At 74.6% G+C, this 15,002-nt stretch carries 15 protein-coding genes and 1 pseudogene; 7 read left to right on the top strand and 9 right to left on the bottom strand.

Going from position 1 to position 15,002, the window contains the following annotated elements; all coding sequences use genetic code 11:
• The first annotated feature begins 11 nt into the window (after positions 1-11).
• From DT057_RS19645 to DT057_RS19635, 3 genes are all read left to right on the top strand, one after another.
• Positions 12-509, top strand: coding sequence for a DUF1499 domain-containing protein (locus DT057_RS19645; RefSeq protein WP_238313392.1), 498 nt, complete (start codon positions 12-14; stop codon positions 507-509).
• On the top strand, positions 506-1,816 hold the full coding sequence (locus tag DT057_RS19640) for a flavin monoamine oxidase family protein (protein ID WP_128563794.1): 1,311 nt from the start codon (positions 506-508) through the stop codon (positions 1,814-1,816). The genes DT057_RS19645 and DT057_RS19640 overlap by 4 nt, the downstream gene beginning before the upstream one ends.
• A gap of 116 nt (positions 1,817-1,932) precedes the next feature.
• Positions 1,933-2,406, top strand: a complete 474-nt coding sequence (locus DT057_RS19635) for a hypothetical protein (protein WP_128563793.1) — start codon at positions 1,933-1,935, stop codon at positions 2,404-2,406.
• Positions 2,407-2,433: 27 nt separating this feature from the next.
• Here the strand turns inward: DT057_RS19635 and DT057_RS19630 are convergent, their stop codons facing one another.
• Entirely contained in the window at positions 2,434-3,849 is a 1,416-nt protein-coding gene (locus DT057_RS19630) for an FAD-binding oxidoreductase (protein ID WP_128563792.1), read from the bottom strand.
• Positions 3,850-4,077: 228 nt separating this feature from the next.
• Here DT057_RS19630 and DT057_RS19625 point away from each other — a divergent pair, with 228 nt between their 5' ends.
• The gene (locus tag DT057_RS19625; protein ID WP_128563791.1) at positions 4,078-4,647 is read left to right on the top strand and encodes a thioesterase family protein; all 570 of its coding nucleotides are present in this window, start codon (positions 4,078-4,080) and stop codon (positions 4,645-4,647) included.
• A gap of 56 nt (positions 4,648-4,703) precedes the next feature.
• Here DT057_RS19625 and DT057_RS19620 read toward each other — a convergent pair whose 3' ends face one another.
• Positions 4,704-4,952, bottom strand: coding sequence for a hypothetical protein (locus DT057_RS19620; RefSeq protein WP_128563790.1), 249 nt, complete (start codon positions 4,950-4,952; stop codon positions 4,704-4,706).
• Positions 4,953-5,134: 182 nt separating this feature from the next.
• Between DT057_RS19620 and DT057_RS19615 the strand changes: the two genes are divergently transcribed.
• Positions 5,135-7,471 carry an ATP-dependent helicase gene (locus DT057_RS19615; protein WP_128563789.1) on the top strand — a complete coding sequence of 779 codons (2,337 nt, stop codon included), beginning with the start codon at positions 5,135-5,137 and terminating at the stop codon, positions 7,469-7,471.
• 407 nt (positions 7,472-7,878) lie between these two features.
• Complete coding sequence (locus tag DT057_RS19610; RefSeq protein ID WP_128563788.1) at positions 7,879-8,595, top strand: PhoH family protein; 717 nt, start codon at positions 7,879-7,881, stop codon at positions 8,593-8,595.
• Between the two features lie 125 nt (positions 8,596-8,720).
• Here DT057_RS19610 and DT057_RS19605 read toward each other — a convergent pair whose 3' ends face one another.
• A complete protein-coding gene (locus DT057_RS19605; protein ID WP_128563787.1) occupies positions 8,721-9,749 on the bottom strand; it encodes an alpha/beta hydrolase in 1,029 nt (342 codons plus the stop codon).
• Positions 9,750-10,007: 258 nt separating this feature from the next.
• On the opposite strand from DT057_RS19605, the gene meaB reads away from it, so the two are divergent.
• Entirely contained in the window at positions 10,008-10,988 is a 981-nt protein-coding gene (gene meaB, locus DT057_RS19600; protein WP_128563786.1) for a methylmalonyl Co-A mutase-associated GTPase MeaB, read from the top strand.
• Positions 10,989-11,066: 78 nt separating this feature from the next.
• Here meaB and truA read toward each other — a convergent pair whose 3' ends face one another.
• From truA to DT057_RS19570, 6 genes and pseudogenes are all read right to left on the bottom strand, one after another.
• Complete coding sequence (gene truA, locus DT057_RS19595; protein ID WP_128563785.1) at positions 11,067-11,807, bottom strand: tRNA pseudouridine(38-40) synthase TruA; 741 nt, start codon at positions 11,805-11,807, stop codon at positions 11,067-11,069.
• Positions 11,808-11,826: 19 nt separating this feature from the next.
• Positions 11,827-12,756, bottom strand: coding sequence for a methionyl-tRNA formyltransferase (fmt, locus tag DT057_RS19590; RefSeq protein WP_128563784.1), 930 nt, complete (start codon positions 12,754-12,756; stop codon positions 11,827-11,829).
• Between the two features lie 4 nt (positions 12,757-12,760).
• Positions 12,761-13,276, bottom strand: a complete 516-nt coding sequence (gene def, locus DT057_RS19585; protein WP_128563783.1) for a peptide deformylase — start codon at positions 13,274-13,276, stop codon at positions 12,761-12,763.
• 168 nt (positions 13,277-13,444) lie between these two features.
• The gene (recR, locus tag DT057_RS19580) at positions 13,445-14,050 is read right to left on the bottom strand and encodes a recombination mediator RecR (RefSeq protein WP_128563782.1); all 606 of its coding nucleotides are present in this window, start codon (positions 14,048-14,050) and stop codon (positions 13,445-13,447) included.
• A 76-nt stretch (positions 14,051-14,126) separates the two neighbouring features.
• Positions 14,127-14,450, bottom strand: coding sequence for a YbaB/EbfC family nucleoid-associated protein (locus DT057_RS19575; protein WP_128563781.1), 324 nt, complete (start codon positions 14,448-14,450; stop codon positions 14,127-14,129).
• 67 nt (positions 14,451-14,517) lie between these two features.
• Positions 14,518-15,002: pseudogene (locus DT057_RS19570) on the bottom strand (DNA polymerase III subunit gamma/tau); the annotation flags it as partial.

Raw genomic sequence — 15,002 nt, 5'->3', positions numbered from 1 at the left:
GAGGTGCGGTGGTGATCGGTCGGGGAGAGGAGCCGGGCGGCATCGAGGAGGTCTGGATCCGGCTGTTCGGGCCGCCGGACCTCGGGCCGGTGGAGTTCGCGACCCTGCGCCGGCGCGCGTCGCCCAACGACGCGCTCGCCTGCCCGCCCGACGTCTGCCCGCAGGCCAAGGCCGACTTCGTGCCCCCGGATTACCCGGTGCCCGGCGCGCGCCTGCGCGAGATCGTGCGGGCGGTGGCCGAGGCCGAGCCGCGCACCGCCCTGGTGTTCAGCGACCGCTGGGGCGAGCAGGACCGCTACGTGGCGCGCTCCCGGCTGATGCGGTTTCCCGACACCATCACGGTCGAGATCGTCGGCCGCGGCGAGGGGCGCTCGAGCCTCGCGCTCTACTCCCGCAGCCAGATCGGGCGCGGCGACCTCGGGGTCAACCGCGCCCGGCTCTCCCGCTGGCTCTCCGGGATCGAGGCGGCGGTGCGGGCCTCGGGCCCGGAGCCGGAGGGGAGCCGATGACGGCCGGCCCCGCGCCGCACGCCCACCGGCACCTCGCCCCGACCCTGCGGCCCGCCCTCGCGCCCCTGCCGGCCGATCCCGACGTCGTGGTGGTCGGCGCCGGCAGCGCCGGGATCGCGGCGGCGCGGCGCCTCCTCGCCCGGGGGCTCCGCGTGGCGGTGCTGGAGGCCCGCGACCGCGTCGGCGGACGCACGCTCACCACCGCCCTGCGCGGCCACCCGGTCGACCTCGGGGCGCACTGGCTCCATGCCGGCCCGATCAACCCGCTGGTGCAGCTCGGCCTCGCCCGCGGCGAGCCCCTGCGCCGGGCCGCGCAGGAGAGCCACCTCTGGGTCGGGCGGCGCCGGGGCCGCCCGGCGGAGGAGGCGGCCTTCGCGCGGGCCTGGTCGGTGGCCGACCGGGCGATGAGCGACGGCGCCCGCCTCGGCGGCCCCGACCGGCCGGCCGCGACCGCCCTGCCGCCGGGGCTCGGCCCCTGGGGCCGGCGCGTCGCCCTGGTGCACGGCCTCGTCTCCGGCCGGCCCCTCGGCGAGGTCAGCCTGCACGACTTCCCCAGCATGGAGTACGGCGACAACCACTTCGTGGCCGGGGGGTACGGCGCCTACCTGGCGCGGCTGGCGGCCGGCCTCCCGGTCGCCCTCGCGGCGCCCGTGCGGGCGATCGACTGGTCGGGCCCGGGGGTGACGCTGGAGGCCGGCGCGCACGGGCGCCTGCGCGCCCGGGCCGCCATCGTGACCGCGCCCGTGATGGTGCTGCGGGACGCCGTCGCCTTCTCGCCGCCCCTGCCGGACCCGGTCCGCGGCGCCATCGACGGCTTCAGCGCCGGGATCTACGAGCACGTCGTGCTGCACTGGCCCTCGGCGCCGTTCCGGGGCCGCGACCGCCTCGCCAGCCTGACGGAGGGCCGGCTCCAGCCCCCGGGCCTCCTGACCCGCGTCGACGGCACGCCCTTCCACTACTTCGAGCTCGACGCGCCCCTCGCGGCCCGCCTCGACGCCGCCCGGGCCGGGGCCGACGGGGCCCGGCGCCTGGTGCGGGCCTCCCTGGCCGAGCATGTCGGCCGGGGGCTCCTGGGCGACCTCGCGGTGCCGGCCGTGACCGAGTGGCGCCACGACCCCTGGTCGCGCGGCTCCTGGGCCGTGGTGCCGCCGGGCCATGCCGGCGCCCGCGACCTGCTCAAGGCGTCCGTGGGCGACCGGATCTGGTTTGCCGGCGAGGCCCTGTCGCGGCTGCAATGGGGAACCGCCGGCGGCGCCTACGAGGAGGGCGAGCGGGCGGCCGACGCCGTGGCGCAGGCGCTGGGATAGGGCGCCGCCGGGGGGCGTTCCCGCCGAGGGGCGACCGGTCGGCGCGGGCCCTTGGGGGAAAGGCCCCGCCCGGGCGCCGGCCTCGACGGCGCCGGCCCCATGCCTACATTGCCGGCATGCTGACCCGCCTCCTCACCGCCGCCCTCCTGCTCACCCTCGCCTGCGCGCTCGAGGCGCGGGCGCAGCCCCTCGCCCGGAACGTCCTCAAGGGGACCTGCGAGCGCCTGGTCGTGGCCGGGCGGGACGTCACGCCGACCTGCGGCGACAGCGTGATCAACGCCGTCCAGGGGCGCCGCACGACCTTCGACTTCAGCGCCAGCGACGGCACCACGGTCAGCTTCAGCGGCACCGGCATGCCGCAGGAGCCCCAGCCCGAAGTCGGGGTCGACGCCTCGCAGCCGGTGAGCGCCGTGGTCGTGAGCGTCAAGGCCGCCGACGGCGGCATCAGCCGCGACACCCTGATGACCGTCGGCACCTGCCGCTTCCCGCAGGCCGGTCCCGGCCGCTCGACGGTCGCCTGCGCGGCCGACACCCAGCGCGGCCGCTTCGAGGGCACCTTCACGACGGACGGGGCGCCCCCGCGGCCGTGAGGGCGGGCCTCGGCCCGCCCGCGCGGCTCAGACCGCCACGACCTTCCCGGGATTCATGATGTTGTCCGGGTCGATGGCGCGCTTGAGGGTGCGCATCAGGTTCAGGGCCTCGGCCCCGTGCTCGGCCTCCATGAAGCGCATCTTCTTCTGGCCGATGCCGTGCTCGCCCGTGCAGGTGCCCTCCATGGCGAGCGCCCGGGCGACGAGGCGCTCGATGAAGCCCGTGACGCGGGCGATCTCGTCGGGGTCGTCCATCATCACGAGCGGCGAGGTGTGGAAGTTGCCGTCGCCGACGTGGCCGGCGATCGGGGCGGTCAGGCCGTGCTCCACGATGTCCCGCTTGGTCTCGTCCACGCACTCGGCGAGGCGCGAGATCGGCACGCAGACGTCCGTGGCGATCACCTTGGCGCCCGGACGCATGCCGACGGCGGCCCAGTAGACGTCGTGGCGGGCCTGCCAGAGGCGGGTGCGGTCCTCGGCCTTCGTCGCCCACTCGTAGGGACCGCCGCCGAAATCGGCCGCGATCTCGCCGAAGCGCTCGGCCTGCTCGCGCACGCTCGCCTCGGAGCCGTGGAACTCCACGAGCAGCAGCGGAGTCTCCGGCAGGGTGAGCTTCGAGTAGGCATTGCAGGCCGCGACCTGCACCTCGTCGAGGAGCTCGATGCGGGCCACCGGCAGGCCGGACTGGATCGTCACGATCACGGCGTCGCAGGCCGCCTTGATGCTCGGGAACGGGCAGACGCCGGCCGAGATCGCCTCCGGGATCCCGGACAGCTTGAGGGTCAGCTCCGTGATGATGCCGAGCGTGCCCTCCGAGCCGACGAGCAGGCGCGCGAGGTCGTAGCCCGCCGAGGTCTTGCGGGCCCGCGGGCCGGTCCGGACGATGTCGCCGTTCGGCATCACGGCGGTGAGCGCGAGCACGTTGTCCTTCATGGTCCCGTAGCGCACCGCGTTGGTGCCGGAGGCCCGCGTCGCCGCCATGCCGCCGAGCGAGGCGTCGGCCCCGGGATCGATCGGGAAGAACAGGCCCTGGTCGCGCAGGTGCTCGTTCAGCGCCTTGCGGGTGATGCCGGGCTGGACCACGCAGTCGAGGTCCTCGGCGTGGACCGCCAGCACCTTGTTCATGCTCATGAGGTCGATGGAGATGCCGCCGAAGGGCGCGTTGACGTGCCCCTCGAGCGAGGTGCCGGTGCCGAAGGCCACCACCGGCACGCGGTGGGCCGCGCACAGCCGCACGACCGCCTGCACGTCCTCGGTGCTCTCGGCGTAGATCACCGCGTCCGGCGGCTGGTTCGGCACCCAGGTGAGCGTGCTGGCGTGCTGCTCGCGCACCGCCTGGCTCGTGACGACGCGGTTGCCGAACTGCGCGTGCAGCGCCTGGATCACGGCCGCGACGGACTCCGGGTCGGGGCGCTGGCGCGGGGCGGGGCTCTGGGCGTTCATGGGGTCTCGACCTCCCGGTGAGGGGCGCGGAGGGACTCGCGCTTTTGCCCGCGAACCTATCAGACGGACGGGTGCCGGCATACCGAGGCGGCAGGGGTGCCGGAAGCCCCTCGCGCACGGGCGGGGTTGCCCCAAGGTGCAAGGCTTTCGGGGGTGCATCCCCGTTTGAAGCATGCTACGTCGAAAGACGCCCTTTTCATCCCGCTGCGCTTGGCCGGGAGCCCCACGATGGCTGACGAGCGTTCCGCATCGGTCTTCTTCTTCGCGCCCTTCGTGTCGTCCACGATGGCGATCGAGCCGGCCTGGATCGATTACAACGGCCACCTCAACCTGGCCTACTACCACGTCCTGTTCGACCGCGCGGTGGACGAGGCCTACGGGATCGTGGGTCTTGGCCCCGACTACACGGAGGCGGGGCGGGGCACGACCTTCGCGGCCGAGGTCCACGTGCGCTACCGGCGCGAGCTGATCCTCGACGATCCGGTGCGGGTGACCCTTCAGCTCGTGGGCTTCGACGAGAAGCGGCTGCACCTCTACTCCGAGATCCGCCACGCCACGGACGGGTGGGTCGCCGCCACCTCCGAGAACCTCTCCCTTCACGTCGACCCCGCGACGCGCCGGGTCGCGCCGTTCCCGGACGACATCCTGGCCAACCTCGACGTGATGATGGGCTCGCACGCCCGCCTGCCGCGGCCGGAGGATCTCGGCCGCGTCATCGGTATCCCGTCCCGGCGCCCGCTCCACAAGCCCGGGTCCGGCGCGCTCGCCGCCGCGGGCGGGGTCCGGATCCGGCACTGACCGGCAGGCCGCGCGGCCTCCGCTTCCGAGGCGGCACCGGCCGCCGGACCGTCCCGTCAGCGCAGCGGCAGCGTCACGCTCGGGGGCGGCGGCAGGCTCTGCTGGAGCCGCATCTCGCCGCGCAGCTGGCTGTTGTTGAACTGGTTCTGCTGCTGGATGCTCCGGATCTGGCCCTGAGTCTCCATCTGGTTGTTCAACCCCTCCACGGTCCGCTCGCCGCGCGGCGTGGTGCGCTGGCTCTGGGCCAGGACGGGCGGTGCGGCGAGCAGGGCCGCGCTGAGGATCAAGAGGGCATGCGCACGCATGATTCGTCTCCCATCGTGCTGAAAGGTGCCTCGTGCGGGACGACGCCGGGACGGCCGGGAAGGTTCCGGCCGGCCGGCCCCCGCGGCCCCCGCCTCCCGCAGATGTGTTCGCCCGCGGGCGCTCGGGCCCTCTGGACACGCCCGCCCTCGACGCCGTTCGCGTTTTGGTCCAGTGAAGGGACATGACTCGCGAAACCGCCGCCGGGGCGCCCGTCTCGATCGCAGCCCGCGCCCGCGCCGCCGTGGCCCCGCCGCCGGCCGCCTACCTGGAGGGGCTGAACCCCGAGCAGCGCCGGGCCGTCGAGGCGACGGACGGGCCGGTCCTGGTGCTGGCGGGGGCCGGCACCGGCAAGACCCGGGTGCTCACCACCCGCATCGCCCACCTGATCGCCACGGGCCGCGCCCGGCCCTTCGACATCCTGGCGGTGACCTTCACCAACAAAGCCGCCCGGGAGATGAAGGAGCGCATCGGCGCCCTCATCGGCCCGGCCGGGGAGGGGATGCCCTGGCTCGGCACCTTCCACGCCATCGGGACCAAGATCCTGCGCCGCCACGCCGAGCTCGTCGGGCTCCGGTCCGACTTCACCATCCTGGGCACCGACGACCAGCTGCGCCTGCTCAAGCAGGTGATCGCGGCCGCCGACATCGACGAGAAGCGCTGGCCCGCCCGCGGCCTCGCCCACGCCATCGACGGCTGGAAGAACCGCGGCCTGGCGCCCGAGCAGGTGCCCGCCGGCGAGGCCGCCGCCTTCGGCTTCGGCAAGGGCGGGCCGCTCTACGCCGCCTACCAGGACCGGCTGAAGTCCCTCAACGCCGTCGATTTCGGCGACCTCCTGCTGCTCTGCCTGCGGCTCTGGCGCGAGAACCCGGACCTGCTCGGGAGCTACCAGGACCGCTTCCGCTACATCCTGGTCGACGAGTACCAGGACACCAACGTCGCCCAGTACCTCTGGCTGCGCCTGCTCGCGCAGGGGCACCGCAACGTCGCCTGCGTGGGCGACGACGACCAGTCGATCTACGGCTGGCGCGGCGCCGAGGTCGACAACATCCTGCGCTTCGAGCACGACTTTCCGGGCGCCGTGGTGGTGCGGCTCGAGCGCAACTACCGCTCGACGGGCCACATCCTGGCGGCGGCCTCGACCCTGATCGCCCACAACGAGGGGCGCCTCGGCAAGACCCTGCGCACCGAGGCGGTGGCGGGCGAGCCCGTGACGGTCACGGGCGCCTGGGATTCCGAGGAGGAGGCGCGGCTCCTCAGCGAGGCCATCGAGGGCCTCCAGGCCAAGGGCCACCCCCTGGCGGAGATCGCCGTGCTGGTGCGCATCTCGGCCCAGATGCGCGAGGTCGAGGACCGCTTCGTCCAGCTCGGCCTGCCCTACCGGGTGGTCGGGGGCCCGCGCTTCTACGAGCGGGCCGAGGTGCGCGACGCCCTCGCGTACCTGCGCGTCACCGCCAACCCGGCCGACGACCTCGCCTTCGAGCGGATCTTCAACACGCCCAAGCGCGGCCTCGGCGACGCCACGCTCCAGGCCCTGCACGGCCTCTCACGCCGCGCCGGCGTGCCGCTGCTCCAGTCCGCCCGGATGCTCGTCGAGACCGAGGAGCTGAAGCCGAGGGCCCGCTCCACCCTCCGGGCCCTCGGCCAGAGCTTCGCGCGCTGGGCCAAGCTCCTGGAGGACCAGCCCCACACCGAGGTGGCGCAGACCATCCTGGAGGAATCCGGCTACACCGAGATGTGGCAGAAGGAGCGCACCGCCGACGCCGCCGGGCGCCTGGAGAACCTCAAGGAGCTCGTGCGCTCGATGGAGGAGTTCCCGGACCTCGGCGGCTTCCTGGAGCACATCGCCCTGGTGATGGACGCCAACGACGCGGAGGGCGGCGACCGGGTCAGCCTCATGACGCTCCACGCCGCCAAGGGCCTGGAATTCGACACCGTGTTCCTGCCGGGCTGGGAGCACGGCCTGTTCCCGAACCAGCGGGCCCTCGACGAGAGCGGCCGCGCCGGCCTCGAGGAGGAGCGCCGCCTCGCCCATGTCGGCCTGACCCGGGCGCGCAAGCGCGCCAAGATCTCGTTCGCGGTCAACCGGCGCATCCACGGCATGTGGTCGAGCACGGTGCCGAGCCGCTTCATCGACGAATTGCCCGAGGCCAGCGTCGCGGTGATCGAGGCGCCGGCCGGCTACGCGCAAGGGCCCTCGCGCTTCGACCGGCAGGCGCCGCCCTTCGGCTCGTCCTACGCCACCCCCGGATGGCAGCGGGCGCAGGCCGCCACCGCGGGCCAGCAGGATTCCTACGGCCGCGGCGCGCCGGCCGCCGCCCGGCGCGGACCCCGGCAGATCGACGGCACCCTGGTGGCGAAATCCACCGGCGCCGCGGCGGCCTTCGAGGCCGGGGCGCGGATCTTCCACACCAAATTCGGGCCCGGCCTGGTGACGGCCGTCGACGGCAACAAGCTCACCGTTGACTTCGACAAGGCCGGCCGGAAGATGGTCCTCGACAGCTTCGTCCAGCCGGCCTGACGCGCCGGCCCGGACGGCCGACGACCCGTCCCGCGCCGCGCGCGGGCGAGCCCGAGGAGCAGCGACTGGTGGCGACCTCATCCGGACGGCGGATCGCGCGCGATCCGCGCCATCGTCCCGCAAGGCCACCGGTCCCGCGTCCTGATCTGTGTACTTTACATCACAGGACGGCGGCTCCTCTCCGTCACTTTCGGTTTTGCCGGTTCATGGTGCGGCGCAAGAATTGCTCCGCCATCCCGGCCCACCTACTCTCGGGGGGATGCGTGCGGACTTGTCCACCGCTCGCGTCGCTCGCACGTGGAACCGGTGCGCCCCGACGGGTTTGAGTCATTCAAGAACAAAGGAGACCTGGGACACGAGAGGGCAGACGAAAATCGGCACCGCAAGTCCAGTGGGAGTGTTGATCCATGAAGAGACGACGCGCACGACTTGAACTGGTCGAAGACCGCTCGATCCGGATACACCGCACCCGGTTCGAGGAGGAGCGCAACCCGCCTCCGATCCAGCCGATGACGGCCCGCCAGGCCGAATACCTCGAAGCCCTCGGTTCCCATTCGCAAGTCATCGTCCTCGGGCCGGCCGGCACCGGCAAGACCTACATCGCCGGCACCCGGGCGGCGGATCTCCTGCGCCAGCGCCGCGTCGCCAAGGTGGTGATCACCCGGCCGAACGTGCCCGCCGGGCGCTCCCTCGGCTACTTTCCCGGCAGCCTCGAGGAGAAGATCGCCCCCTGGGTCGCGCCCCTGACCGAGGCGATGAAGGAGCGCATGGGCGCGGGGGCCTTCGACGTCGCGCTCAAGGCCGGCGACATCGAGGTGGTGCCCTTCGAGGTGATGCGGGGCCGCACCTTCAAGGACTGCCTGGTGATCCTCGACGAGGCCCAGAACACGACGCCGGCCGAGATCAAGATGTTCCTGACCCGCATCGGCGACGGCACGCAGGTCATCATCAACGGCGACGTCTCCCAGACCGACCTGCGCGAGACCTCGGGCCTGCGCACCGTCATCCACCTCGTCAAGAGCCGGATGATGCCGGTACCGATCGTCGAGTTCGGCCTCGACGACATCGTGCGATCGGGCATCTGCGCCGAGTGGGTGCGGGCCTTCGAGGAGGCGCGGCTCTGACGGTTTCCCCGCGCCGCGCGCGCGGGGGCGATCGAGGCGGCCGGCGGCCGCCGGGCGCGGCGGGGGGCAAGCCGGCCCCCGCGTGCGGCGGGGGCAAGCCGGCCCCCGCCGCCGTCACCGCGGCGTCAGCGCCCGTCCGCCCGCGCCACGGCGCGCTTGACCACCTGCTGCACCTCGACGTTCGACAGGAACAGGTCGTGGTTGATGAGGCCGCCGCCGTACTCGGAGGCGTCCGCGACCCGCACCCCCAGGGCCTCGAGCCGCGAGCGGTCGGCCGCCCCGGCCCGCAGCACGCCGCCCGCGATGGTGCTGGAGAGCTCGAGCGCCCGGTCGTTCGTGGAGGAGATCACCGTGATCTTGCGGGCCGCGGGCCCGAGGCGCTCGACGCCGCTGGTGAACAGGTCGATGTCGATGTCGGGCGCCGCCAGCACCACGGCGCCGATCCTGTCGAGCGCCGCCTCGCCGGCATCGGCCCGCAGCATCCGCAGGGTCTCGAGCGTGAGCAGCGTGCCCATCGAGTGGGCGACGACGTGGATGCGCCCGCCGGACTGCGCCGCCGCGAGCGCCCGCAGCAGGTCCTCCAGGGCGTCGCGCGACCAGAGCGCGCTCTCGCGGTCGTAGCCGTAATCGAACGTCGAGCCGGCGGACGGCCAGGTGAACAGGCCCGAGACGCCGCGGAAGCGGATGCCGTCCGAGAGCTGGGCGGCGCTGACCGCGGCGCTCTCGAAGGACTGGCGGTAGCCGTGGACGTAGAGCAGCACGTCGCGCCCGAGCGCGGCCTCCGCGAAGGCGGCGGCGGCGCCCGGGCCCGCCTCGACCCGCGGCACCGAGGCGATGCGCCAGTCCCCGGTGACGACGGCCGAGACCTTCCCGACGAGGGAGCGGTCGGGCGCCACGAGGCGCACGGCCGCGAAGGAGAGGCCGCGCCCGCGCTGGTCGGTGAAGTAGGGGGGGCGCGACGGGGGCTCGGCGGCCCGGCGGGTCGTCGCCACCAGGAGCAGCGGGCTGACGTCGAGGGCCGATTGCCGCTCGGGCGTCGAGACCGCGCCGGTGATCCCCCCCTCGCCGAAGCAGCCGCCGAGCGCCGCGGCGGCGAGCGACGCGCCGCCGAGCCGAACGAAGCCGCGGCGGGTCGGCCGGATGGTCTGTGGCATGCGTCCGAGGCCCGTTCCTGCATGGCCGGCCGGTGCCGGCGGGGAGGCCCGCCGCCCGCGGCCGCGCGGGCCAGGGCGACCGGGTCTCCGGTTGATCTGCGGGACCCCTATCAGGCGGCCGATGCGGCGTGAGCGTGGCCGCGCCGGGGCGCCGGAGCGCGGGCGGGCGCGTGTTGCACGGCGGCCACGCCCGGACGCGGGCCGGTCGTGCTCCCGCGGGGCCTCGACGGCATGGCCGCTTCCCGGCACAAAGGCGCCATGACCCGCCCCGCCGCTCCCGACCTCGACCAGCTCCTCGCGGGCCAGCGCGCGGCCCTCGCCCGCGCCATCACGCTGGTGGAGTCGAAGCGGGCGGACGACCGCGCCGCCGCCCGCGCGCTCCTCGACGCGGCGCTGCCGCATACCGGCCGGGCGGTGCGGGTCGGCATCACCGGCGTGCCGGGCGTGGGCAAGTCCACGACCATCGACGCCCTCGGCTCCAACCTGACGGCGCGGGGGCACAAGGTGGCGGTGCTGGCGGTCGACCCGAGCTCGACCCGCACCGGCGGCTCGATCCTCGGCGACAAGACCCGGATGGCCCGCCTCGCCGCCGATCGGAACGCCTACATCCGGCCCTCGCCCTCCTCGGGCACGCTCGGCGGGGTCGCGGCGAAGACCCGCGAGACCATGCTGCTCTGCGAGGCCGCCGGCTTCGACGTGGTGCTGGTCGAGACCGTCGGCGTCGGCCAGTCCGAGACCGCGGTGGCCGACCTCACCGACTTCTTCCTCGTGCTGATGCTGCCCGGGGCCGGCGACGAGTTGCAGGGGATCAAGAAGGGCATCCTCGAACTCGCCGACATGATCGCCGTCAACAAGGCCGACGGGGAGGAGGGCCGCCGGCGCGCCTCCGCGGCCGCCGCGGAGTACCGGGCGGCGCTCCACATCCTGACCCCCGCGAGCGCGGCCTGGACGCCCCCGGTGGTCACGGTCTCGGGGCTGGCCAACCACGGGCTCGACGCCCTCTGGGATGCCGTGCTGGACCACCGCGCCAAGCTCACCGCCACGGGCGAGATCGCCGCGCGGCGCCGGGCGCAGGACGCCAAGTGGATGTGGGCGCTCGTCCACGAGCGCCTGCACCAGCGCCTGACCGGCAGCGCCGCCGTGCGCGCGAAGACCGCCGAGACCGAGCGCTCGGTCGCGGCCGGCGAGCGCTCCGCCGCGGCGGGCGCCGACATGATCGCCGCGCTGATCGGCCTCTAGCGCCGCACCCGGTGGCGACGCGGCCGGGTGCCGCCCTCCGCGTCCGCATCGCGGCGCGCTCCCAGCCGGCGGCCGGCCCTACGGGTAGTCGACCCCGACGAGCGTCAGCCCGGCCGCCGGCGCGAGCGGGCCGCAGCGCCCGCGGTCGCGGGAATCGAGCACGGCGCGGACGCCCTCGGGCGTGAGCCGGCCGCCGCCGGCCAGCATCAGGGTGCCGACCATGCCGCGGACCTGGTGGTGCAGGAACGAGCGGGCGGCGGCCAGCACCACGACCTCGTCGCCGTCCCGCGCCACGTCGAGGCGGTCGAGGGTGCGGACGGGGCTGTTCGCCTGGCACTCGGCGGCCCGGAAGGCCGAGAAGTCGTGCCGGCCGAGGAGGCGCTGCGCGGCGTCGTGCATCAGGCCGGCGTCGAGCGCCCAGGGCACGTGCCAGACCCGGCCGCGGGCGAGGGCCGGCGGGCTGCGGCGGTTGAGGATGCGGTAGCGGTAGTGGCGCTTGAGCGCCGAGTGGCGGGCGTCGAAGCCCGGCTCCACCACGGCCGCGCTGACCACCGCCACGGGCTCGGGCCGCAGGTGCGCGTTGGCGGCGTCCCGCACCGTGTCGGTGCGCCAGTCCCGGGCGAGGTCGAGGTGCACCACCTGGTGGGTCGCGTGCACGCCCGCGTCGGTGCGCCCGGCGCAATGCACCCGGACCGGCGCGTTCGCGAAGCGCGCGATGGCCTCCTCAAGCGCCTGCTGCACCGAGCGGTCGGCGGCCTGGCGCTGCCAGCCCGCGAAGGCGGTGCCGTCGTACTCGACCACGAGCTTGTAGCGGGGCATGGCGGGGCGGGGGGCGGCGTCAGAGGCGGGCGCCCGGCGCGAGGCGCCGTCCGCGCAGGAACTCCCCGACCGGCATCGCGGCCTTGCCGGCCGGCTGCACCGTCACGAGGCGCAGGCTCCCGCGGCCGCAGGCGACCGTGCCCTCCGGGTCGAGCAGGACGCCCGGCTCCCCGGCGGCCTCCGCGCGCCGCGCCCGCAGCACCTTGAGCCGCTCCGGCCCCCGGCCGAGATCCGCCAGCACGAAGGCGCCCGGGAACGGCGCGAGGCCGCGGATCCGGTCGTGCAGCAGGTCGGCCGGCTCGCTCCAGTCGAGCCGCGCCTCCTCGTTGGTGATCTTGCGGGCGTAGACGACGCCGGCCTCGGGCTGGGGCCGGAACCCCAGGTTGCCGCGCTCCAGGGCCCCGAGCGCCCGGGCCATCAGGTCGGCGCCGAGCGGCATCAGGCGGTCGTGCAGCTCCCCGGCGGTCATGTCGGGCCCGATCGCCAGCCGCTCCAGCATCGCCACCGGGCCGGTGTCGAGGCCGGGCTCCATCCGCATCACGGCGACGCCGGTCTCGGGATCGCCCGCCATCACGGCGCGCTGGATCGGGGCGGCGCCGCGCCAGCGCGGCAGCAGCGAGGCGTGCAGGTTGAGGCAGCCGAGCGCCGGCGCGTCCAGGATCGCCGGCGGCAGGATCATGCCGTAGGCCACCACCACCGCCACGTCGGCGCCGTGGCGGCGGAAGGTCGCTTCGGCCTCCTCGGTGCGCAGGGAGCGCGGCGTCAGCACCGGCAGGCCGAACCGCTCCGCGAGGGCCTGCACGGGCGAGGGCTTGAGCGCCATGCCGCGGCCGGCCGGCGCCGGCGCCCGCGTGTAGACGGCCGCGACCTCGTGGCCGCCGCCGACGATCTCGGCCAGCGTCGGTACCGCGAAGTCCGGGGTGCCCATGAACACGACCTTGAGGGGCATCCGGTCAGGCCGCCTCGCGCTTGGCGGCCTTGGCGAACTTCTTCATCACCCGATCGCGCTTGAGCTTCGACAGGTGGTCGATGAACAGCACGCCGTTGAGGTGGTCGATCTCGTGCTGGAGGCAGGTCGCCAGCAGGCCGTCGGCCTCCTGCTCCACCGTCTCGCCGTCGAGGGTCCGGAAGCGCACCCGCACCCGGTCGGGCCGCACCACCTCGGCGTAGTATTCGGGGATCGAGAGGCAGCCCTCCTCGTAGGGGCGGCTCTCCTGCGACGACCACACGATCTCGGGATCGAGGATCACCAGGGGGCTGCGCGCCTCCTTGTCCTTCGAGGTGTCGATGGTGACGATCCGGACCGGCTCGCCGACCTGGATGCCCGCGAGGCCGACGCCCGGCGCGTCGTACATCGTCTCGAGCATGTCGGCCGCGAGCTTGCGCACCTCGCCGGTGATTGTGCCGACCGGCTCCGAGATCACGCGCAGGCGCGCGTCCGGCAGGATGACGAGGGGGCGGATGGTCATCGGTCGCTGGGGGTCGGGAGTGGGGGGCGCCGGAGCGCGCCGAGTCCGGACCGAGATAGGGATTCGCGCCTTCCTGGTCAAACCTCCAGGGCGCGCACGCGCGCATGCGCCCGCGCGCGCGCAACCGCGCGCGCGGCGCGAGCCGGGGCGCCCGGAAGGCTGGCCCGGTCAGAAGGCCGTGCGCTGCCGGATCGCCGCCGAGAGCGTGCCCTCGTCGAGATAGTCGAGCTCGCCCCCGACCGGCACGCCGTGGGCGAGCTTCGTCACCCGCACGGGCAGGTGGGTGAGCAGTTCGGTGACGTAGTGGGCGGTGGTCTGGCCGTCCACCGTGGCGCTGAGGGCCAGGATGACCTCGCGCATCGCCGGCACGCCCACCCGCTCGACCAGCCGGCCGAGGTTCAGGTGCTCGGGCCGCACGCCGTCGAGGGCCGAGAGCACCCCCCCGAGCACGTGGTAGCGCGCCGTCACGGCGCCCGAGCGCTCGAGCGCCCAGAGATCCGAGACGTCCTCGACCACCACCAGGATCGAGGGATCGCGGGCCGGGTCGCGGCAGATCGTGCAGGGCTCGGAGGTGTCGACGTTGCCGCATTCGTGGCAGACCACGATGCGGTCGGCGGCGATCCGCATCGCGTCCGCCAGGGGGGCGAGCAGCGCCTCGCGCTTCTTGATGAGCTGGAGCGCCGCCCGGCGGGCGGAGCGCGGCCCGAGGCCCGGCATCCGGGCCAGGAGCTGGATCAGCCGCTCGATCTCCGGACCCGCGACGGCCTGGGGCATGGGATTCTCGACAACCTGGGGGGAGGGCCGGGATCCCTCGCGGGCCCCGGCAGGGTAGGGGCGGGGACGCGGGGCGTCAGAACGGCAGCTTCAGGCCCGGCGGCAGCGGCAGGCCCTTCGTCAGCTCCTGCATCCGCTCCTGGGCGGCGCGCTCGGCCTTGATCTTGGCGTCGTTCACGGCCGCGACGATCAGGTCCTCCAGGATCTCCTTCTCGCCGGGCACGAGCAGCGCGGCCTCGAGGGTGACGCTCCTGACCTCGCCCTTCGCCGTCATGGTGACGCCGACGGCGCCGCCGCCGGACGCGCCCGAGACCTCGACCGTGTCGAGCTCGGACTGAAGGTCGGCCATCTTCTGCTGCATGGCCTGGAACTGCTTCATCATCCCCATGATGTCGGGCATGGCGTGTCCTCGCGTCGGTGGTCGTGGGCTCTGTCCGCCGTGATGTGGGGCGCCGGCCGGCGCCCCGCTACGGCTCGTCGTCCTCGGGCTCCGGCGGCGGAGCGTCGCCGGGACCCTCCGCCTCGGGCGCCTTCTCGCGCACGTCGACGATCTGGGCGCCCGGAAAGTTCTTCAGCACGGCCTGCACCAGGGGGTGGGCGGCGGCACCCTGGTGGCGGCTCTCGACGGCGGCCCTGGCCCGGGCCGCGAGGGTCGACTCGCCGGGCTCCTTCGACAGGGCGACGACCCAGCGCCGGCCCGTCCAGAGGTCGAGGGCCCGGGCGAGGTCGTTGGCGAGCGTCTGGCGCCCGCCCTCGGCGAGGCGGAACTCGATGCGGCCGTCCTCGAAGCGCACCAGGTGGACGTCGCGCTCCAGGCTGATCTTGAGGGCGATGTCCCGGCGCGTCTCGGCCAGCGCCACCACGTCCTCGAAGCGCCGCAGCCGCGGCCCGGCCTCGGGTTGCGGCGCGGGCGCGGGGCGCGGCGCCTCGGCGCGGGCCGGGAGCGCCTCGG

Source organism: Methylobacterium crusticola (genome assembly GCF_003574465.1).
Taxonomy (GTDB): Bacteria; Pseudomonadota; Alphaproteobacteria; order Rhizobiales; family Beijerinckiaceae; genus Methylobacterium; species Methylobacterium crusticola.
This window is presented reverse-complemented; position numbering and strand designations above follow the sequence as displayed.

Excerpts from the sequence above, each read along its gene's own strand:
- DT057_RS19640 (WP_128563794.1), top strand. The coding sequence starts at position 506 with ATGACGGCCGGCCCCGCGCCGCACGCCCACCGGCACCTCGCCCCGACC.
- DT057_RS19635 (WP_128563793.1), top strand. The coding sequence starts at position 1,933 with ATGCTGACCCGCCTCCTCACCGCCGCCCTCCTGCTCACCCTCGCCTGC.
- DT057_RS19630 (WP_128563792.1), bottom strand. The coding sequence starts at position 3,849 with ATGAACGCCCAGAGCCCCGCCCCGCGCCAGCGCCCCGACCCGGAGTCC.
- DT057_RS19625 (WP_128563791.1), top strand. The coding sequence starts at position 4,078 with ATGGCTGACGAGCGTTCCGCATCGGTCTTCTTCTTCGCGCCCTTCGTG.
- DT057_RS19620 (WP_128563790.1), bottom strand. The coding sequence starts at position 4,952 with ATGCGTGCGCATGCCCTCTTGATCCTCAGCGCGGCCCTGCTCGCCGCA.
- DT057_RS19615 (WP_128563789.1), top strand. The coding sequence starts at position 5,135 with ATGACTCGCGAAACCGCCGCCGGGGCGCCCGTCTCGATCGCAGCCCGC.
- DT057_RS19610 (WP_128563788.1), top strand. The coding sequence starts at position 7,879 with ATGAAGAGACGACGCGCACGACTTGAACTGGTCGAAGACCGCTCGATC.
- DT057_RS19605 (WP_128563787.1), bottom strand. The coding sequence starts at position 9,749 with ATGCCACAGACCATCCGGCCGACCCGCCGCGGCTTCGTTCGGCTCGGC.
- meaB (WP_128563786.1), top strand. The coding sequence starts at position 10,008 with ATGACCCGCCCCGCCGCTCCCGACCTCGACCAGCTCCTCGCGGGCCAG.
- truA (WP_128563785.1), bottom strand. The coding sequence starts at position 11,807 with ATGCCCCGCTACAAGCTCGTGGTCGAGTACGACGGCACCGCCTTCGCG.
- fmt (WP_128563784.1), bottom strand. The coding sequence starts at position 12,756 with ATGCCCCTCAAGGTCGTGTTCATGGGCACCCCGGACTTCGCGGTACCG.
- def (WP_128563783.1), bottom strand. The coding sequence starts at position 13,276 with ATGACCATCCGCCCCCTCGTCATCCTGCCGGACGCGCGCCTGCGCGTG.
- recR (WP_128563782.1), bottom strand. The coding sequence starts at position 14,050 with ATGCCCCAGGCCGTCGCGGGTCCGGAGATCGAGCGGCTGATCCAGCTC.
- DT057_RS19575 (WP_128563781.1), bottom strand. The coding sequence starts at position 14,450 with ATGCCCGACATCATGGGGATGATGAAGCAGTTCCAGGCCATGCAGCAG.